This window comes from Sulfuracidifex tepidarius, from assembly GCF_008326425.1.
Classification (GTDB): Archaea; Thermoproteota; Thermoprotei_A; order Sulfolobales; family Sulfolobaceae; genus Sulfuracidifex; species Sulfuracidifex tepidarius.
Genome location: NZ_AP018929.1, coordinates 1,772,086 through 1,790,614, shown reverse-complemented (window position 1 = coordinate 1,790,614; position 18,529 = coordinate 1,772,086). Strand labels below are relative to the sequence as shown.

The window sequence follows — 18,529 nt, the reverse complement described above, 5'->3', positions numbered from 1 at the left end:
AAGGATGCTGTACCTGATTTGAAGATCGGAATTATCGGAGGGGGTATAGTAGGCAGTTCGCTTTACAGGATCCTATCTGAAAGACATGAAGTGAAAGTATTTGATGCTTCGATAAAAACCCAGTTCCCAACGTTGATACATTCCTTACTTTTGAAGGGATGTGATATAGAACTAGCGTCTCTCTCGTTACAGTTCTACAATAAGTATAGGATCAAGAGGATGGACTTCACTTCCTATACTTTGGGAGAAGTCAGTGATGACCTAGTTTCGTCTTGGAGGGAGCACGGAGTCTCGGCGAGAGAAACTTACGTGGATTGGATTGGCGAGAAGGCAATAGAAGCTAAAGGAGGAGACTCGTTGGTGGACATAAGGAACCTAGTAAGTGTACCCAAAGAGAAGGCTAAGGTCGAGATCTCCACGGGTGAGAAGAAAGCTACGGTGAAAGCTAATGGAAAAGATGTGACTGAAGACTTCGACATCTTCGTCTTAACCGCTGGTAGCTGGAACAGTAATATCATCGACGAGAGATTACCTTTAAAGCCGTACTATTGCTGGGCGTCATTGATGAAAGGACACAGAAGGGAGCTGGACAAGTTCATTGTTTATGATTACGTGTTAGGTTTCTACTCTAGACCTGCCATAGGGATAGGTTCTCCCTTATTTATAGCAGGAGATGGCGATATAATTGAAATGAAACCGCCTGAGGATGGAAACATGAGGAAACCAGAAATCAAGGACAGAGAGTTGGTGATCTCGAGAATCAGAAGGAGGTTTGAATCACGCTCAATATACGTTTCAGGTAACTTCTGCGAGGGAACACCTGACATGAGACCTCTCTACGGCAGGCTCAAGGACAACCTTTACCTAGTAGGTGGCTTGAACGGTTACGGTGCAGAGGTAGGACCGGGGATGGCTATGCTTTTGGAAATGATGATAGATAAAGGAGAAGAAAGAAAATCGTACATTCTAGATAGGTTCAACGGAATTAAGGACTTCGATCTTGGAAGAGAGCCACACGAACTCTAGAGAGAAGAGTGTATCCTCACTAGATCATCATCAGAAAGCCCAGCTTCCTTTATCTCCATGTGGGCTTTCTGTTCCGCTTCACACCTGAAGCAGTCCTTTATGACCCACGAGGCAACGTGATTCCATTCCACGTAGTAACTTACCCTTCTCCATCCCTTCAATCTAGAGAGCCTGACAGCTACGTTTTCTCTAAGCGTCGGGAAAGCCACATACTTTTCGAGTTTGATGTAAACTGGCTTATACTTGGACAGATATCCTCCCTGAAGGAGAACTGAGAAACTCGAATAGAAATCGCCTATGTCGCTTACCTTGACAGCTTGCACCGTAGAAGTTATACGATCCACGTAAACTGCGGCATTCGAGTAATCCTCAAATATTGATGCGTAATCGTCCCACGCCATCTGGAGAGAATCCATTAACCATTGCATATGAAAAGAGGGCATACCCTGGTTAAGAGCTTGACTAGAGTTTAGCTCTTCAGTTTCAAAATATGTAGATAATTTTAACCCTCGTTTCAGCTTTTTATAAGCAGAGATAGACTAAGTTACAAGCCAGCGTGATGACGTGATGGTTTACCGATTGATGAAGATCGTTTCCCTGTCTGATTAGAATACCTTGATCAGGAGATAGAGTACTGCAAAGGAAGCAAAAGGAATGGAAATATTGTCGTCAACTAGAGGAAGGACTTCGACGACTGTAGCTATCACTCCAGCTATCAAACCGGGTATCGAGAACACTGCGTAACCTACAATAGCGGAGAACACCAACATCCCTAGAGATCCCCAAAGTCCCTTGACTCTTCTCTTGTATACATAGTTTCTTATGATCCCAGTAACGCCGTCACCGAAGGACATGAAGATTAAAGGAAGAATGGCGATAAAGACGTCATTTGAATACCAATAGTTTGGATCAATTACCCACATGAGGAGGAGAAGTGTGCCGAAGGAAAACGTGAAGAAGATTTCCCCGTAATTTCCCTCTTCCTGAAACCAATTGAAACCTTCTTTCTTGAACCTCACGTAAAGAAGGATGCCCATAAGTAGGTATGAATCTAGAATCGGAATCAATGGGGAAGAGAAAATGAAAGGTGACAATATAGCAACTACGCCTCCTCCAAGCATGTGTATGATCTTCCTTGCAACGTATATAGTTGTCAGTTTAGCTACATACTTGGAGATTACAACTGTCACGAGAGCTACCCAGACCGTGAGCACAATACCCCACAACACATCGTTTAGGGTAACGTAATTTTCGAACATCCAGACGACTGATTTTACGGCTAAGATTTAAAGTCTCTGATCTTTTTAGATCTTCAGCTTGATTATTTATAACGCAGACCTTGTAGACGGGTTGATAACTCCATCCGAAAATGGAAGTCTTAGGGTACTCTGTGGTAGAGGAATAGTTACAGTTTTAGACTCTAAAGGAGAAAAAATTCTGAATTTTAAGTTTAAAGAAGACCCTAGAGTCGAGAGAGTCAAAGTTATCGCAAGCAAGGTAAACGTTGAAATAGATCCAAACTCCTTGCTGTGCTTCCCTGATGAGAAAGAAAGGACGATCGAAATCAACAGAGTTGAAGGTAAGTTGTTCGAGGATTACGTTTACAACTTACTGTCGAAAAAGTTTCATGTCGAGAGGCAAAAGGAGCAATTCGTTTCCCTATCCAAATTGACCGGAGTAAAGTATCACAACAGACCTGACTTTGTAGTGAACGGAAATGTAGCAGTTGAAGCTAAAGTTAGTTCCGTAGACCAAGGACAGATAAGGGCATATTCCAGATTCTTTAGGAAAGGAGTCGTCGCAATAGCTTTCAGGTCAAGTTGTCGCGTGCCTAACGGATGGTTGTACGTACAAAACGTGATTAAGGACGGGAATAGGCTATTTTCACTTATAGAAAGCTTATTATCTAGATAATTGATGTCCACACGTGAATATAGGTTCACCTTTATTTGAGGGTTCTAAGAAACTCCTTTGGTTAGGAGGAGGAGAGCTAGGCAAAGAGATGGTTATAGAAGCTCAGAGGCTAGGCGTCGAAACAGTAGTGGTAGATAGATATGACTTCGCGCCAGCTATGCATGTTTCCCACAGGAAATACGTAGTTGACATGATGGATCCTAATGCAATTAAGGCAATCATAAGGAGAGAAAACCCCGATGCTGTCATAGCTGAGATAGAAGCCATAAACACGGACGCATTAGTGGAGCTTGAGGACGACGGCTTTAGAGTTGCTCCTAACGCTACTGCAGTGAAGACTTGCATGAACAGACTGGAATTAAGGGACTTCGCCTCCAATAAGCTGGGTTTACCCACGACGACATTTCACTTCGCTGAAAACGAGAACGAGGTCATGTCAGCGTGCAAAGACGTAGGCTTCCCCTGCCTCGTGAAACCCGAGATGAGCTCCAGTGGACACGGACACGTTCTGATAAAATCTCCAGATGAAGTTGCAAAAGGCTATCAGGAGTCGATTTCTCACGCCAGAGGTAAAGGCAAAAAGGTAATAGTCGAGGAATTCGTAAAGATCGACACTGAACTGACGGTGCTCACATACAGATCAATGAACAGCGACGGGAAGGCAGAAATAGGGCAATATGAGCCTATAGAACACCGCAGACCATCTTACTATTACGTGGAGTCGTGGCATCCATACACTGTAAGGAAGGAAATAGCTGAGAGAGCTAAGGAGATAGCTAAAAAGACAGTGCAGGGCTTCGGAGGTCTGGGAATCTATGGTGTTGAGATCATAGTTACTGGTGAAAGGGTGCTCTTCAGTGAGGTCTCTCCTAGACCCCACGACACGGGGCTCGTCACATTAGCTAGCTCAGACATAAGCGAGTTTCAAGTCCATGTTAGGAGTGCCTTAGGGCTTTTCACGCCCAGCGTTAAGTTAGTCTCTCCTGCGGCTTCACACGTGATCTTGGCCGAGAACTCAAAATGGGCTCCCAAGTTCCAAAACGTTGACAAGGCTCTAGAGATACCTAATGTTCAAGTCAGGCTATTTGGTAAGCCGTCCACATATCCAAAGAGAAGGATGGGGGTCGTTCTGGCTACGGGGGATAATCCAACTGAAGCTTTAGAGAAAGTAAGGAAAGCCTCAGCATTAATAGTAGTTAACTAATGTGATGAACCTCTTTCAATTTTTCCACAATTTTCTTTACCTTCTCAATTACAAAAGGAGTCGACGCGGTAGAACAGCAGTCATGGAGCAAATCTAGCTCTGTCTCTTTGATTCCAGCTATTTCTGCTATTGCTAGAGTCCAGACTCTAGCTGTAGCGTCGTAGTTATACCCTCCTCCTCCAGTCATTATTAGCCTCCCTTCAGAAAGACGGTGAGCTAGTTCGTGAACTTTCTTTATTACCTCCGCGTATCCCATGGTACTTAACTTGAGCTCTACCAACGGATCCCCGAAGTGAGAGTCTCCCCCCACTTCAAGGATTATTATTTCTGGCTTAAACCTTTCTAGGACAGGGTAGGCCACCTCGTTGAACGCCATCAAGTAAGCGTCGTCAGCAGTACCAGGGGGGAGTGGAATGTTGACTGTTAGCCCTTTCCCTTTACCTTCCCCTATTTCATTTATAGACCCAGATCCCGGGAAGAAATTAGGATGGAACATGTGCATGGAGATCTTTAGGGATTTATCATCTTGATAGAGGAGAGACTGCGTGCCGTCGAAATGGTGACCATCGATGTCAAGTATTGCGACACGCTGGTATCTCTTCTCTGCCTCCTTCACTAAGATAGCTATGTCGTTGAAGACGCAGAAGCCTCCTGCGGAGTCCCTCTTAGCGTGATGTAGACCTCCTCCTATGTTAACCGCATGAACGAAATTTCCGCTCTCTATTTCCTTAAGTGCTTTCAGGTTGCCTGCTACTCTGACTAAGGACGCCTCGAAAATTCCCCTAAATGCTGGTGTATCTCCCTCGTCGAGCATCCCCTGACCACGTTCACTCATTCTCTTGATCTGGTTTACATATTCTCTTGAGTGAACTTCCAGAAGCATATCTTCACTTACAGGGTCAGGCGCTACTTGTTCTATCTCGTGAAACAGTCCTTTCTGTTCCAAGTACTTCTTTGTCAGGCTTTCCCTTATTGACTTAAAAGGGTGATCTCCAGGGAAGGAATAGTTGTAGTAAAGGTCACTCCACACAAAAACAGTTTTATGTGCTAACAAAGGTCTCATTAGTCTTTTAATTGTGGCTTTAAAAATACTTTATCGTGTTTCAAATGTCAGCAAGAGAGCTAATCTCGGAAGTGAAATTAACTGTTACGCCTAATGACCGATTATCTGAAATTATTCCTAAAATGAGAGAAACAAACTCATGGACTGCCCCGGTAGTCAAGGGAAAAGTGCTCGTAGGGTTACTCTCATATAAAGACCTACTCTCTAGAAGGGTTAGTCTAGACTCTAAAGTTTCATCGGTGATGTCACCCACGGTGTCCCTTTTAGATAACAGTGATTTCACTAAAATAATAGGAAAGTTCTACACGACCAAAGCCAGAGTGATACCAGTAATTGACAACAAAGGGAACTTGAAGGGGGAGATAACTAGGGAGTCAATAATAAGGTACTTGCTAGAACAGAAGAAGGTCCCAGATAACGAGAAGACCAGGAAGTACATGTCTTCTCCTCCCAAGGTGATATCACAGAGTGAAAGCATAGCCAAGGTAAGGTGGATAATGCTAAGGGATAAAATATCAAGACTGCCCGTAGTTGAAGACAACAAGCTAGTTGGAATAGTCTCAGTAAGAGACGTGGTGAATACCCTCTACTCAGTGATAGATAAAAAGAAATCAAGCATCATGACAGAGGAAGAAAGAATAATGGCAACATGTGTAAAGGAAATCATGAAATACCCAGTAATTACCGCTAAAGCTAACGAATCGTTAAAGGGGGCTCTAGAAAAGATGCTAGATAAGAACGTATCAGGCCTTCCTATCATGGAAGGAGAGCAAATAGTAGGAGTATTAAGTGGAGTAGACGTGATAAATGCAGTGTCTGAATCCATGCAGTTATCGATACCTATAGACGCTAAAATTCCCATGATAATAAGGAAGAACAGCGAACTCAAGGCTGAAATAGACGCTATAGTGGAGAGATACCTAGCTAAACTAGAGAAAATATCAGATATCATAACGTTCAAGGTTTCTTTCAAGGAGGAAAAAAGTGCAAAACAAGGAGAGGGATCGGTTTACATGGCCACAGTTAGGGCTGTGACCAAGGAAGGTGAGTTCGTAGCTAAAGACTCCGATAGAGATCCAGTAGTTGCAGTAAAGAGGGCTGTCGAGAAAATAGAGTCTAGAATAATAAGGAACCTAAAGAAGATCGAGGATAAAAACAATAAGAAAGACAAGGCAGAAAAAACTTGAAGGTTGGAATAGTTCAGCCAAGCTCCAAGACAAGCGCAGTGCAAATGACAGAGGAGGCTCTGAACGATGGAGCAGAGGTAGTGCTTCTACCCGAAAAGTGGGTCCCTTCACTCGATGATGTACCTCTTCCTGAGTTCCAGAAGCTGGCAATGAAGTACACCGCAATGATAATACCAGGAGCTTTCGAAGACGGAGTATCTGTTATTTCTCCCATCATAGATAGAAATGGAAACGTAAAGGATGTAGCAAAGAAGGTACATCTCTTTGGTGATGAGAAAGGAAGGCTTTTTCCAGGGGAGGAGTTAATACTCACTAACTATAACGGAGTAAAACTCGGCATAGCTATATGTTACGACGTAGACTTCCCTGAGTCAGTAAGGGAACTGTTCAAAAGGGGTATGGAGATACTACTAGTTCCATCAAAGATACGAAAAGAGGGAATAGACATCTGGAGAGCTTACCTGATGATAAGGGCTCTAGAGAACAGGGTAGGAGTGGTGAACGCAAACAACTTAACCTTACCTGACTATCCTGGAATGAGCATAGCAATGGTTCCAGAGAACGATAACGGCATCGTGAGACCTATGATCTTAGCTGACATGAAGGACAAAGAAGAATGGAAGGTCGTAAACATAGATACGCTACGATATATGCCACTACGGTCTCAAAGGTTAGAAGAATACGTAGACCCCAAGGTAAAGGATGTAAGATAATATTATATGGATTTTAAGTCGTGATGATTTTCACTTTTGAATGTATTTTAAAACCACGGAGATCTAGAGAGCTGTTTGAAATTTTATATAGAATAACTTTTCATTTACAAATATAGGAAATTATCTTCTTTAGGCTATTCAAATACATGCCGTTTCAGATACTATAAATAGGGGAAAAATTTTGTATTCAAATAAATGTAGGACTCTTTCTCCCCCTCGGTATTTTCAAAGAAGAAAAACATTTTTACTCCGAATAATTCACTCTTTAAACATGGTCTGGAAAAGGACTATCATGGCGAAAGCCCTTGAAAAGGCAGGTCATGCGTCCATAAAGGTAGATAACTCAGTTGTTTTTGTAGCAAATATAGACGGGAAATTAATGGGGATGGACGGTGTATGTTCTCATGCAAGATGTATTTTAGGAGAACTTGACAAAGCTTCCATGACAGTTAAGTGTCCTTGCCATCATGCGGTTTTTGATTTAAATACTGGGAAAATGTTGGAACCGCCCTATGTAGCTCCCGATGCGCCCAAAGACAAGCTAGGGCTGAAAACGATACCCGTAAGAGAAAATAACGGCTGGATAGAAGTTGATGTAGAGTAATAAACTAGTAAAGCCTGAATTGAAAATAAAGTAGAAAACTTTTTAAACTAATCTTTCCTCTCTTTTTTCAGAATTCTTCTAAGAAGAGATTTGATATCAATTAACTATTTAACATACAGTTCCTTCTCTTTTATGTATGAGCTCACTTTCCATTCTATCTCAATTTCCTGAACTTAGGAGTTCCGTGGATTTTGCCGTTGAGATAAGCAAGGAATTAGACTTGGAGTTAGTCGTGTCCCCTTACCTAGACGAAAGGATAATGGAAAACATAATAAAGGAAATGGAATACAAATATGCCGATCTCTTCAGGCAATACAAGTACAGTAAAGACAAATTCGTAGAGAAAGTCCTGGAAAAGGATGGGAGAAAAACCTATGAGCAAAACATGCTGAGGTTTCCTTACTATGGTATTCCTTTCTCAGGCACCACGAAAGTCAGAATTACAGAAAAGGGAGCTATCCCTTCTAGGGCCGTGATGAGAGAGGGAACATTCAGGCTCTCTTTCCTTAATTATGATAGCTATTCTACGCTAGAAAAAAGGGTGCAGGAAAAAGAGGAGGACGACATAAAAGTTACCTTTCAAGATGAGAAAATAATTAATTTCGATAGGAAGAGGAGCATATTTATAGAACCTAACTTAGTCACAAAGCTCCTCTCATCAAAGGAGAACGTAGAAGCTACATTGTGGATCTCCCCCAAGACAGTTCTCATGCTCCCAATGATAGGGATGAACGTTTACAGCGATAACTCTCTTGTTATTACACGAGAAAATGATGACATAAGGTTCAAGATTGAAAAAGGCAAGGCAACAAGAGATGACGTAATCAGTGGAAATACTGTTAGCCTGGAAGAGAAAGCGAGGATCTATTATGATTTCAAGGCAAAGAAGAATTTACAAAAAGAGAATATAATAAATGGACTAATAGCTAAATTACCATGACGTATTCTAGACTACCTAACTTTTGAAATTTATTTTAAAAAAATCTAGTATAAAACCATCGTGATTTATTTTCCCACAAAACCTATTTTACATATGAGACTAAGTTGGCTAATAGGAGGTGCACAAGGTACTGGCGTTGATACTTCCGCTCAGATCTTCGGCGATGCCATAGCATCGATGGGTTACTTCGTGTATGGGAACAGAGAATATTACTCAAACATTAAAGGGAGACACAGCTATTTCAACGTCACAATAAGCGATCATAGAGTTAACAGCGTTTCTCAGCTTATAGACGTGATGGCAACATTCGACGCTGAAACAATTTTTCAACACTTCGAAGAAGCCAAGGGAGTACTGATCTATAACTCCTCAATGAAGGGAGTAAAAGCATCATCGGTAGTCAGCATGGAACCAGAAGTAGCACAGAAAGTAGAGAGTAGACTGAAGGAAAAAGGATTGGGAGAGACAGTGGAAGACGTAGTGAAGTTTGTCGGAGAGAGAGGAGTGAAGACTGTAGAGATAGACTACGACTCTATTTCTAAAGAAATATCAGTGAAAATGCACTTACCCTTATCAGTCATCGAAAGAGTCAAGAACACGATAGCCATAGCTGCGTCAGGGAAAATAATTGGGCTTGATAAAAATGCATTACTGAACTCAGTGAAAAAAACATTTAAACAAGAAACTTTTTACAATATGAATTCAATGGCAGTAGAGTTAACCTATGATAAGGTAGAGAAAGTTTTCGACTTACCTCCTAGAAATGAGAGTAAGAAAAGGGTTCAGCTCGACGGTAATACGGCTGTGGCTCTAGGTAAAATCTATGCTGGCGTGAGGTTCCAGAGTTACTATCCGATAACTCCAGCTAGCGACGAGAGCGTATTTCTAGAAGCTCATCAAGAAGTGATGATGATGGATCCTAAGACTGGTGACAAGAGAAAAGGTACTATAGTCGTCGTTCAAAGTGAAGATGAACTGGCTGCAATAAACATGGCACTAGGAGCTTCCCTAACTGGAGTGAGGGCAGCTACAGCAACCTCCGGTCCAGGTTTCTCTTTAATGACTGAAGGTATAGGATGGGGAGGAATGAACGAAGCACCAGTGGTAATAACTTACTACATAAGGGGAGGTCCTAGCACTGGTCAGCCTACTAGGTCTTCGCAGGCAGATTTGCTTTTCGCACTCAACGTTGGTCACGGTGAATTTCCGAGGATAGTAATAGCTTCTGGAGATCACGTGGAAGCTTTCAGAGACGCAGTGTGGGCTAGCAACTTGGCAGAGAGGTACCAAACTCCCGTTATTCATCTGGTAGACAAGGGTTTGGCCAACGCGTACTCCATTTTTGAAGAAGAAGAACTCGGGTTGGATTCTCTAATTATAGAGAGAGGGAAGCTCACTTTCTGCCCCAGTGAGGGATATAAGAGATTTGAGATAACTAAGGACGGAATATCCCCTAGAGCGCCTTTAGGCGAGGCATGGATGATGTATTCAGGCGACGAGCACGATGAGGAAGGCCACATAAGAGAAGAGTCAGAGAACAGGATCAAGATGTATGAGAAGAGGATGAGGAAGCTGGAAACCGCAGACGCCGAGATACCTGAGGAAGATAGGCTGAAGACGTATGGCGATATCGACTCTGACACTGTAATTCTAACATGGGGTTCTCCAAAGGGAACTGTGTTGGACTCAATCCAAGAGCTGAAAAAAGAGGGCATATCTCTAGGTCTGGTTCAAATAAGGATGTTCAGTCCATTTCCTAAGAGGTTGATAGCCAAACTTCTTTCAGGTAAGAAAGTGATAGACATAGAAAACAATTACTTAGCTCAGGCAAATGAGGTGTTGAAGCTAAACACCGGAATTTCAGCTGACTCGTTCATATTGAAATGGAACGGAAGACCTATTATGATGGACGAGCTAATGAATGCATTGAAACTTTCCATGAAAGGAGAGAAAAAGGTGATCTTGAATGCAGGAGCATAAAGTAGAGTGGTCCGACTGGTGCCCGGGTTGCGGGAATTTCGGCATTCTGAGTGCCGAACAGCAAGCAATTACGGAGCTCGGGTTGGATCCTAAGAAGATAGTGTTAGTGTCGGGGATAGGATGCTCAGGAAAGACACCTCATTTCATGAGGTTACCTATCTCTGGAGTACATACTCTTCACGGTAGAGCTATGGCCTTTGCAACCGGTATTAAGCTGTCAAACCCGCAACTCAAGGTCATCGTAAACGCGGGTGACGGGGATCAGCTAGGAATAGGCGCTGGTCATTTCGTGAACAGCGGAAGGAGGAACATAGACATGACCTTAATCATCCATGACAACGGAGTTTACGGTCTCACCAAGGGTCAAGCTTCACCAACTCTCAAGCTTGGATTAAAGACTAAGTCACTTCCGAAACCTAACATAAATGAGTCAATAAATCCTTTAGCCGTAGCACTAGCAAGTGGCTACACTTTCGTAGCTAGAGGATATGCATACGACGTAAAGCACTTGAAAGAGCTGATCAAGGCTGCCATAACCCATAAGGGACTCGCACTCATCGACGTTCTTCAACCTTGCCCCACATATAACGACTTATTCACGAAAGAATACTATGACAAGAGAGTGTATAGGTTAGAGGATGTGAAAAGCTGGAACCCGGTAGTAAGCAAAAAAGAAGAGGTTGACGAAAAAATGGCTATGGCATTGGAGAAGTCTCTAGAGTGGGGAGATAGGATTCCTATAGGAATCTTCTACAAGAACGAATTAGTGAGCACCTATGAAGAGAGGATAACTGAAAGGTCTCCCTCTTACATTGACAACTTACCATCTCAAGAGGTAATAGAAGATAACGGAAGGCCAACTACCTTGATAGAAGAGATCTTGAAGGAAAAGGAGATAAAGTAGATTTTTCTTGTTTTTTTTTTGTAATATATAGAGAATATATAGAGTAAGGTAAAAAAAAAGAAAAATGAAACTTATTTCCTTCACGTGAATTACCCTGACATAACTGATATGGCTTCATGCTTTATTGCTACATTTGCCGGTGATAGAGGGTGAGCTTAAAGCTGAGGGTCGCCCGAACCTGGTCTTTATACATGTCCCAAGGATTGATAAATGGAGCAGAAGCATTCACAAACCCTCACTTCTAGACGTCTCAATCGCTCGCTCCATGAGTATGTCGTCAGCGCGTCTTTAAATTGATATTTGGATGAGGGACTCTCTGACTCTTCTAACTAAGGTCTTTCACTTCCCAACCTTACCAAGATAGTCTAGAAATTAATTCTATATTTCTATAAGATTATTATAAAAAATAATTACAGTGTAGCACCCAATTCAAACTAGAACGAAATTGGGATCCAGAGCACGTTTCAGCATCAAGAAAGATTTAGTGAGTCTAACTTCTTCCCTCTTTTCAACTATTCCAAGCCCAACGCCAGGAAAGACTAAGGCCTTCTCTTCATTAAGGATCCTTAGCTCGTCTCCTAATCTGGTGTTCTTTATGAAAGGGGATCTAATCTCTTGTATACGTCCTGGTTCATAGCCTGAGGAAAGTTGCTCAACAGATCTGCTAAACCCTGCAAAAAGTGCTTCACACTCAATCTCTCCGCTTACGTTTCCACACGCTACACCCCACGGCCTCTTATTTGACATCATGAGAGGATAAGCTTCATCAGATTTTACCTTTACGAACCTCATTTCCTCTGGAGTCTTGATGATTTTTATAGTGAGATCTAGGAAGACTCCGAGCTTGCCCATGGATCCGGAAAGGGCTTTCCATATCTTATAACCGCTGGAGAATTTCGTAGTTACCCCACCGGACTTAACGACCTCTCCTAGACCTGTGCATATGGTTGCGCCCAGCAGTATGTCCTTGGGAAGGCCGAACCAAAATGAGAAAACAGAAGGCAAATTCAGCGAGAACAGACCACCCACAGATCCCCAATATGAATGAGGTATCATGTAACCCCTTCTTCTCAAGAATTCCTGTACCTCATGAAACGGAGTGCCGGCTTTCACCTTTACGTAGTTGTCGTCCTCAGAGAGATCTAATATCCCCGTGATCTTTCTGAGTGAAAGTAACACATCACTGTCTGCTTCGAGCTCGTTACTCTGAGTGCCGACTACCTTCACTTTCTTTTCGTCTCTGGACGTTTCGAGAATTACGTCTTTAATTTCGTCGTAATCTCTTGGCTCTACTATCTCGACCAAGGTATTTTTAAATAGTTTAGTGGAGTTTAAAAAGTATATACATGACGTTAGAGAAGGAGCTGAAGGAGATAGTGGGAGATAAATGGGTAATGGCTGGAGAAGAGTCTTCTCTCTTCAGTATTGATGGGTTCACGGCTTACAGAGGAAACCCTTCCATGGTAGTTTTACCTGGAAACGAAGAGGAAACTGTGAGGGTAGTCCGGTCAATTATAAAACACGGGGAGAAGATCATTTTTCGCGGTTCGGGAACCAGTCTGAGCGGAGGTTCAATCCCGGTTGATGGAGAAATAGTTGTAGGACTTTCAAGGCTCAATAGGATAGAAGAGTATAGAGGTAACGAAGTAATCGTAGGCCCGGGGATAGCTAACATAATGTTAACTAAGAACGCTCCTCCCCATTTATTCTATGCCCCCGACCCAGCTAGCTATTCCGTTTCATCCATCGGAGGAAACATATCTCATGACTCAGGGGGAATACATGTTATCAAGTACGGGCCTACTTTCAATAGTGTTCTAGGGGTCAAAACGATACTCCCTGACGGAAATGTTGAAGACCTCCTGTTTCACAATGGGCAGCTAAACCCGTCTTCCATATTCATAGGGGCAGAAGGAACATTAGGTGCAATAGTCAAGGCGAGGCTCAAGTTGTTCCCCAAACCAGAGTCTAGAGTCTCGGTTTTCGCCACGTTTAATACAGTAATTGATGCCGGAAAAGCTGTGGTCGAGGTCTTTAGAAGAGGGATAATTCCGTCCGCCCTTGAGCTCATGGATAGGAACATCATCTACGCTATAGAAAGGAGTAGATACAAAGCAGACCTACCAGATGTAAGTGCTATGCTACTAGTTGAGCTTGACGGTTCAACTTCCCAAGTTACTGAAGAGAAAGCCGTCACTGAGTCTGCAATTGAGGCTAATAACGGAAAAGTAATCGACCCGAAAGGAAAGGAAAATCAGTTCTGGAACGCAAGGAAGGGCGCTTTCCCATCCATGGGTGCAATATCACCTGCATACATCACTCTAGACTGCACAGTTCCACGCAGTGCTCTGCCTAGAGCTCTAGAGTCTATAGAGAAGATTTCGAAAGAGGAGAAAGTATTCATAGCAAATGTTTTCCATGCAGGAGATGGTAATCTACACCCTCTAATACCTTATGATCCTAACGTCAAAGAGTCCCTATTAAATGCCCTGAAAGTTGGGGAGAAAATTTCCAAGATCGCAATCACTATGGGCGGGGTACCTTCAGGCGAACACGGAATAGGAATAGAGAAAATAAGAATAGAAGAGATATACTACAACGAGGAGGAGATAGCTGTAATGAAGAGGATAAAACAGACCTTTGACCCTAACAATCTGTTTAACCCTTGGAAAATATTCAGGCCCGTAAGGCTTCCAAAACAGGATGAGGTACTCAAGGTCATGTGGGAATGGGAATGATAAGGATGGACGGAAAGAAGGGCGTTACTGAAAGTGAGATCGGGAAGTGCGTGCACTGTGGTTTCTGTTTAGAGAGTTGCCCCACTTACGTCGTGACTAGATCCGAAGTTCACTCACCTAGGGGAAGGATTTTGACTGTTAAACTGGGGTTGAGCACGGAAGGAATAGAGACGTGCATGTATTGTAGGAGATGCGAGATAGCTTGTCCAAGTGGAGTGGAATACAACAAGATAATAACTAGCGCCAGAAAGCCTGACATGTTCAAGAAAATAATGCTGAAAACTCTAGAAAGACCTAGTCTACTTTACGTGGGAACTTTAGCCGTCTCGAAGGGTAACGGGGAGTTTTCCTACAGACTGAGGAATTTCGTGGAAAATCCACAGAAGCCTCTTGAGCATGAGGAGATGGATCCAGACATATACCTGATACCCGGTTGCATAACTTCCACGTTCTTTAGAAGTACTGTAGAGAAAGCCTTGAAGTTCTTGAAAGAGAAGGGTTTTCGAGTCAAGATCCTTAACGGTTGTTGCGGGCTAGCACATTACTCTGAAGGAGACGTAGAAGGTGGAGACAAAGCCTTAGATCGGCTCATACCTACAAGCGCCAGGACTTCTAACGCTAGGCTAGTTTCCCTTTCATCAAACTGCACCGCACATATGAGGGAAAAAGGGATAAACGTAATGGACTTCCACGAGTTCATGAAGTCCATGAACTATCAGATCAGGATAGGTACCAAGTTTACAGTTCATTACCCTTGTCATGCTCACTTGCTCGGGATAACTAAGTCTCTGATAGATGTATTTTACGATAGAGAAAACATGGTTCAAATGGAGGACCCCTCGTTTGAGTGCGGGGCGGGAGGAGCGTTCTTCCTCTTTAACCAGGAGATCTCAGATAAGGTCATACAGGAAAAGAACAAGAAGGTGAAGTACTCAGTAGCTGACATAGTGATCAGCACTAACCCCTCTTGCTCCCTAGTAATGAAGAAAAGCGGTAAAAGGATCATGCATATAGCGGACTTCCTCTAGAGTCTTCCTTCCATGCTCTTCAGCCTACTTCAACCATATCTTGAAAATGAGGTATAACTGAGAGGTCTCACTTGAGAGTAATATCAAGTGGTCACTCTATTAAACTAAGGTTTTCAAGAGTCTAGAGTGTGATAGTAACAGTAATTAATCAAAAAGGAGGAGTCGGAAAGACTACAACTTCAGTTAACTTATCCTATTACCTTTCAAAAAGGAGGAAAGTAGCCCTAGTAGACTTAGACCCAGAGGGAGGCTCTACAGTCTCTTTCGGTATAAAGAGGGATCAGAACGAGGTGAAGTTAGGTACTAAAAGTGTGAACATATTTAATGTAGAAGTATATCCCGCAAGCGTGGGACTACTGAAGCTGGAACTTGGAGGAGACATAAATGAGATAACCAAAGACATCAGGAAAATAGCTGAGAACTACGACGCCACCGTCATAGATACACCGCCTAACTTAGGAAAGCTTGCCGTCTCTGCTATGATAGTAGCGGATCGTATAGTCTCTCCAGTTACACCGCAACCTCTCTCCCTTGAAGCCGTGAAGAACTTAGACTCTAGACTCAACAGCCTCAAGAAGGGAGCTCTATCATTCACAAACTTCTCAACTAAACCGGTATCACTGGAGGGGCTCTCCTCAGTTAAGTTCGTGCAGGTAGGCATTCCTCAGTCTAGAGTTTTCGTTGAGGCGTCTAGACTGGGCGTTCCAGCACTCAGGTATGAAGAGGTCAGAAACAAGAGACCTAGACTCCAGAGTTACTTCGAGAGTCTAGAGAAGGCGATAGTAGAATGAGTGAACTAGACTTCCTTCTGGGAGGAGCAGAAAGAAGAGAGGACAAAGTAGAGAGAATAGAGAAGACAAGAAAAGGAAGTGAGGAGACAGAAGAGAGTAGAACAGAGCCTGTTGAAAAAAGCTGGGTCGGAGAAGATAGAACTTCGACCTCTAGACCAGAAGACAGAATTGAGGAATTAATGAGGAAGTTCGTGAACAAGGACCCAAAGATAGGAGTGTGGAGCTACCCTTCTTTTCTACTTCTCCAATATCTTTATAATACAATTCCAGGCTTCAAAATGAGCAAAATAGCTAAAGAAGCTCTTGAGAAGGGACTCAAAGAAATGTATCCTGACCTGTTCAAAAAAGCTGAGGAGATATACCGTTCATCGTTTAGCAACGTGTAATACTGATGTATCGTATTACGCCTACAATAATTTAATATCATTTTGAATTGATTTTAAATAGACTTTAATTACAGATAATTTTTATAAATTAAAAAACACTTGTCATATTCTATCATGTAGATAGCATTAATAAAGAAGATACAGAAAGTAAATTCATGAAATTCATTCTAAAGACCGCAGGGGAAATAAACAGGGATAGGATAGTCGATCTTGGTTTCGACGGAATATTAGCTATGAAAGGAGGAAAAGAAGAAAAGATAGTCTTCTATCCTGAAGGAGATGAAATAGAAGTAACGGAAGATCCAAATGAGGCCTCGGAGAAGGCTCTCGTAGTTAGAAGGCCTGACTATAAGGTAAGGGCAAAACTGTTAATTCTAGAATATATGCCAATGGGTATAAGAGAAATTCATCAATTCAGATCACCAGTGCTAATAGATGGAATAAATGACGTATCACTTTTTCCAAAACTAGAATCTATGAAGCCTTTAGGAATAATAACTCAGGATAAAAATTATGTAGAAACTGTAAAGAAAGTAACTAACAGAGCCAAATGAAATACTTAAATCATTAATTGAAAACAGAATCAAAAGTTAGCTTTTTAGGGAGACAAAGATAGTATAGATCGCTACCCGGTCATAGTAGACGGGCAAACACCCGGACTCATCTCGAACCCGGAAGTTAAGCCGTCTACGTTGGTAGGGCGGTGGATTCCGAGAGGATCCGTAGCCCTACCGAACCGGGATGGCTTTAAAGTTTCTGTTGCCCTTAAAAGACAATTAAAGACGACAAGAAATTAGTATTTTCTAATAAATAAAATTTAATTTCTTGAAAAAATTTTCCTAGTAGAAGTCAAATAATAGATAACTAGAGGAGGAAAAGAATTATTTTTTAATTAATTGAATTTTCAATTTGGTGTCTTTACCGCTGTTTTTGCTATAGAGTTCGAAAAAGCTTCTAATGTCTTATCTAAAGATCCAGTAAGGGAGGCCCAGTATAATGACATGAAAAGCTTCTTAGAGGCATAGAACATGAAGTTCCTCCCCTGCGCGGTACTCTTCTCATAGTCCATGTACACCATCATTCCTTTGTTGTTTCCCGCATATACTGCACACATTGCCCTTCCGTCAAAAACTGGCTTATTGCCCCCGTTCACATTGCTTAATATACTCTTAGCTACATGAATTGCCTCAAAGTGAGCTAAAGCGCCGGTTTTAGGTGGAAATGTAATATTTGTCGTATCTCCTATAGCGTACACGTTATCGAAATCCTTGAACTTTAAACTGGCCTTGTCTACAGGGATCAGACCGCTGTCGTCTGACAAATCCTCAAATTCTTTATGTACGTGTATGGGGGAATCGATTATGGCGTAATCGAACTGGAATTTCTCTCCGTCTTCTGATATCATCGTGTTGCCGTCAATACCGCTCAACTTGAACCCTCTCTTAACTTGAATTCCCATTTCCTTAGACGCTTGCCCTAGCAAGTTTGCCATTGGTACTTGAAGCTTCGGAGGTTGAGCCACAGGATTTAGAAGAGTAACGTTTGCTTTAGGATATTTACGTTTCAACATGAAAGAGATTTCAAATGGAGCAGCAGGGCACTTTATGAGACCGTAATAACCTACTACCACATTCTTTCCGTTTAGATCAGTGATCCCTTCCCTGATTTTGGTAACGCTATCTATATCATGCCATGCTGGGAAATTGAACTTCTTCTTCTCTGTTACCCCAGGTGAGATCACCAAATAATCGTAACTGTATTCACTTCCGTCTTCCGTTACCACCTTATGGTTATCTACGTCTGCCTTAATGACTTTCTTTTGAACGAAGTTCACTCTTCTATCTAGAATCAGCTTGGTCTCCTTCATTATCATTCCTGGAGTCATACTCTCGTCAAACATCAAATCTACTAGTCCAGGCTGATAAACGTGGTACGCGGACTTATCCAAAACTGTGACGTGAAGATTTCCTTCCTTAGCGAGCTGGTTTGCCGTTACTACTCCTCCGTTTCCAGCTCCTATTATAACTACGTGTTTTTTTCCTTCCATTATA

19 protein-coding genes and 1 rRNA gene are annotated in these 18,529 nt (G+C 42.3%); 15 read left to right on the top strand and 5 right to left on the bottom strand.

Annotated features, from left to right (window positions below):
* Window positions 1–18: 18 nt before the first annotated feature.
* The gene (locus IC007_RS09335) at window positions 19–1,026 is read left to right on the top strand and encodes an FAD-dependent oxidoreductase (protein ID WP_054845963.1); all 1,008 of its coding nucleotides are present in this window, start codon (window positions 19–21) and stop codon (window positions 1,024–1,026) included.
* Here IC007_RS09335 and IC007_RS09330 read toward each other — a convergent pair.
* Window positions 1,023–1,454 carry a hypothetical protein gene (locus IC007_RS09330; protein WP_054845962.1) on the bottom strand — a complete coding sequence of 144 codons (432 nt, stop codon included), beginning with the start codon at window positions 1,452–1,454 and terminating at the stop codon, window positions 1,023–1,025. The two genes, IC007_RS09335 and IC007_RS09330, sit on opposite strands and share 4 nt — an antisense overlap.
* Window positions 1,455–1,631: 177 nt before the next feature.
* Window positions 1,632–2,285 (bottom strand): hypothetical protein, encoded by a 654-nt coding sequence (locus IC007_RS09325; protein WP_054845961.1) that lies wholly within the window; start codon window positions 2,283–2,285, stop codon window positions 1,632–1,634.
* A gap of 58 nt (window positions 2,286–2,343) precedes the next feature.
* On the opposite strand from IC007_RS09325, the gene IC007_RS09320 reads away from it, so the two are divergent.
* Window positions 2,344–2,940 carry a hypothetical protein gene (locus IC007_RS09320; protein WP_149528652.1) on the top strand — a complete coding sequence of 199 codons (597 nt, stop codon included), beginning with the start codon at window positions 2,344–2,346 and terminating at the stop codon, window positions 2,938–2,940.
* A 13-nt stretch (window positions 2,941–2,953) separates the two neighbouring features.
* Window positions 2,954–4,144: a formate-dependent phosphoribosylglycinamide formyltransferase gene (purT, locus tag IC007_RS09315; RefSeq protein WP_054845959.1), complete on the top strand. Its 1,191-nt coding sequence runs from the start codon at window positions 2,954–2,956 to the stop codon at window positions 4,142–4,144.
* Here purT and IC007_RS09310 read toward each other — a convergent pair.
* Entirely contained in the window at window positions 4,137–5,207 is a 1,071-nt protein-coding gene (locus IC007_RS09310; RefSeq protein WP_149528651.1) for an acetoin utilization protein AcuC, read from the bottom strand. The genes purT and IC007_RS09310 overlap by 8 nt on opposite strands.
* 44 nt (window positions 5,208–5,251) lie before the next feature.
* Here IC007_RS09310 and IC007_RS09305 point away from each other — a divergent pair, with 44 nt between their 5' ends.
* From IC007_RS09305 to IC007_RS09280, 6 genes are all read left to right on the top strand, one after another.
* Window positions 5,252–6,394: a CBS domain-containing protein gene (locus IC007_RS09305; RefSeq protein WP_149528650.1), complete on the top strand. Its 1,143-nt coding sequence runs from the start codon at window positions 5,252–5,254 to the stop codon at window positions 6,392–6,394.
* Window positions 6,391–7,107, top strand: coding sequence for a carbon-nitrogen hydrolase family protein (locus IC007_RS09300; protein ID WP_149528649.1), 717 nt, complete (start codon window positions 6,391–6,393; stop codon window positions 7,105–7,107). Before IC007_RS09305 ends, IC007_RS09300 begins: the two co-directional genes overlap by 4 nt.
* A 271-nt stretch (window positions 7,108–7,378) precedes the next feature.
* Entirely contained in the window at window positions 7,379–7,711 is a 333-nt protein-coding gene (sdx, locus tag IC007_RS09295) for a sulredoxin (protein ID WP_054845958.1), read from the top strand.
* Window positions 7,712–7,847: 136 nt separating this feature from the next.
* Window positions 7,848–8,651, top strand: coding sequence for a hypothetical protein (locus tag IC007_RS09290; RefSeq protein ID WP_054845957.1), 804 nt, complete (start codon window positions 7,848–7,850; stop codon window positions 8,649–8,651).
* Window positions 8,652–8,744: 93 nt separating this feature from the next.
* The gene (locus IC007_RS09285) at window positions 8,745–10,631 is read left to right on the top strand and encodes a 2-oxoacid:ferredoxin oxidoreductase subunit alpha (protein ID WP_054845956.1); all 1,887 of its coding nucleotides are present in this window, start codon (window positions 8,745–8,747) and stop codon (window positions 10,629–10,631) included.
* Window positions 10,618–11,535, top strand: coding sequence for a 2-oxoacid:ferredoxin oxidoreductase subunit beta (locus IC007_RS09280; protein ID WP_054845955.1), 918 nt, complete (start codon window positions 10,618–10,620; stop codon window positions 11,533–11,535). The genes IC007_RS09285 and IC007_RS09280 overlap by 14 nt, the downstream gene beginning before the upstream one ends.
* Before the next feature lie 429 nt (window positions 11,536–11,964).
* On the opposite strand, the gene IC007_RS09275 is transcribed toward IC007_RS09280, so the two are convergent.
* Window positions 11,965–12,840, bottom strand: coding sequence for an FAD-binding oxidoreductase (locus tag IC007_RS09275; RefSeq protein ID WP_054845954.1), 876 nt, complete (start codon window positions 12,838–12,840; stop codon window positions 11,965–11,967).
* Window positions 12,841–12,881: 41 nt separating this feature from the next.
* Between IC007_RS09275 and IC007_RS09270 the strand changes: the two genes are divergently transcribed.
* From IC007_RS09270 to rrf, 6 genes are all read left to right on the top strand, one after another.
* Window positions 12,882–14,273: an FAD-binding oxidoreductase gene (locus tag IC007_RS09270; RefSeq protein WP_054845953.1), complete on the top strand. Its 1,392-nt coding sequence runs from the start codon at window positions 12,882–12,884 to the stop codon at window positions 14,271–14,273.
* Entirely contained in the window at window positions 14,264–15,301 is a 1,038-nt protein-coding gene (locus tag IC007_RS09265; RefSeq protein WP_232048887.1) for a (Fe-S)-binding protein, read from the top strand. Before IC007_RS09270 ends, IC007_RS09265 begins: the two co-directional genes overlap by 10 nt.
* 128 nt (window positions 15,302–15,429) lie before the next feature.
* A complete protein-coding gene (locus IC007_RS09260) occupies window positions 15,430–16,092 on the top strand; it encodes a ParA family protein (RefSeq protein ID WP_054845952.1) in 663 nt (220 codons plus the stop codon).
* On the top strand, window positions 16,089–16,478 hold the full coding sequence (locus tag IC007_RS09255; RefSeq protein WP_054845951.1) for a hypothetical protein: 390 nt from the start codon (window positions 16,089–16,091) through the stop codon (window positions 16,476–16,478). The genes IC007_RS09260 and IC007_RS09255 overlap by 4 nt, the downstream gene beginning before the upstream one ends.
* A 155-nt stretch (window positions 16,479–16,633) precedes the next feature.
* On the top strand, window positions 16,634–17,032 hold the full coding sequence (locus tag IC007_RS09250; RefSeq protein WP_054845950.1) for a hypothetical protein: 399 nt from the start codon (window positions 16,634–16,636) through the stop codon (window positions 17,030–17,032).
* A gap of 77 nt (window positions 17,033–17,109) precedes the next feature.
* Window positions 17,110–17,216 (top strand): 5S ribosomal RNA (gene rrf / locus IC007_RS09245).
* Between the two features lie 166 nt (window positions 17,217–17,382).
* On the opposite strand, the gene IC007_RS09240 is transcribed toward rrf, so the two are convergent.
* Window positions 17,383–18,525 (bottom strand): NAD(P)/FAD-dependent oxidoreductase, encoded by a 1,143-nt coding sequence (locus IC007_RS09240; protein WP_084739750.1) that lies wholly within the window; start codon window positions 18,523–18,525, stop codon window positions 17,383–17,385.
* Window positions 18,526–18,529: the final 4 nt, after the last annotated feature.

What these genes read in the sequence shown, in the direction of transcription:
- IC007_RS09280 (WP_054845955.1), top strand. Translation starts at nt 10,618, where the DNA reads ATGCAGGAGCATAAAGTAGAGTGGTCCGACTGGTGCCCGGGTTGCGGG.
- IC007_RS09250 (WP_054845950.1), top strand. Translation starts at nt 16,634, where the DNA reads ATGAAATTCATTCTAAAGACCGCAGGGGAAATAAACAGGGATAGGATA.
- IC007_RS09285 (WP_054845956.1), top strand. Translation starts at nt 8,745, where the DNA reads ATGAGACTAAGTTGGCTAATAGGAGGTGCACAAGGTACTGGCGTTGAT.
- IC007_RS09305 (WP_149528650.1), top strand. Translation starts at nt 5,252, where the DNA reads ATGTCAGCAAGAGAGCTAATCTCGGAAGTGAAATTAACTGTTACGCCT.
- sdx (WP_054845958.1), top strand. Translation starts at nt 7,379, where the DNA reads ATGGTCTGGAAAAGGACTATCATGGCGAAAGCCCTTGAAAAGGCAGGT.
- IC007_RS09290 (WP_054845957.1), top strand. Translation starts at nt 7,848, where the DNA reads ATGAGCTCACTTTCCATTCTATCTCAATTTCCTGAACTTAGGAGTTCC.
- IC007_RS09310 (WP_149528651.1), bottom strand. Translation starts at nt 5,207, where the DNA reads ATGAGACCTTTGTTAGCACATAAAACTGTTTTTGTGTGGAGTGACCTT.
- IC007_RS09270 (WP_054845953.1), top strand. Translation starts at nt 12,882, where the DNA reads ATGACGTTAGAGAAGGAGCTGAAGGAGATAGTGGGAGATAAATGGGTA.
- IC007_RS09255 (WP_054845951.1), top strand. Translation starts at nt 16,089, where the DNA reads ATGAGTGAACTAGACTTCCTTCTGGGAGGAGCAGAAAGAAGAGAGGAC.
- IC007_RS09265 (WP_232048887.1), top strand. Translation starts at nt 14,264, where the DNA reads ATGGGAATGATAAGGATGGACGGAAAGAAGGGCGTTACTGAAAGTGAG.
- IC007_RS09330 (WP_054845962.1), bottom strand. Translation starts at nt 1,454, where the DNA reads ATGCAATGGTTAATGGATTCTCTCCAGATGGCGTGGGACGATTACGCA.
- IC007_RS09325 (WP_054845961.1), bottom strand. Translation starts at nt 2,285, where the DNA reads ATGTTCGAAAATTACGTTACCCTAAACGATGTGTTGTGGGGTATTGTG.
- IC007_RS09240 (WP_084739750.1), bottom strand. Translation starts at nt 18,525, where the DNA reads ATGGAAGGAAAAAAACACGTAGTTATAATAGGAGCTGGAAACGGAGGA.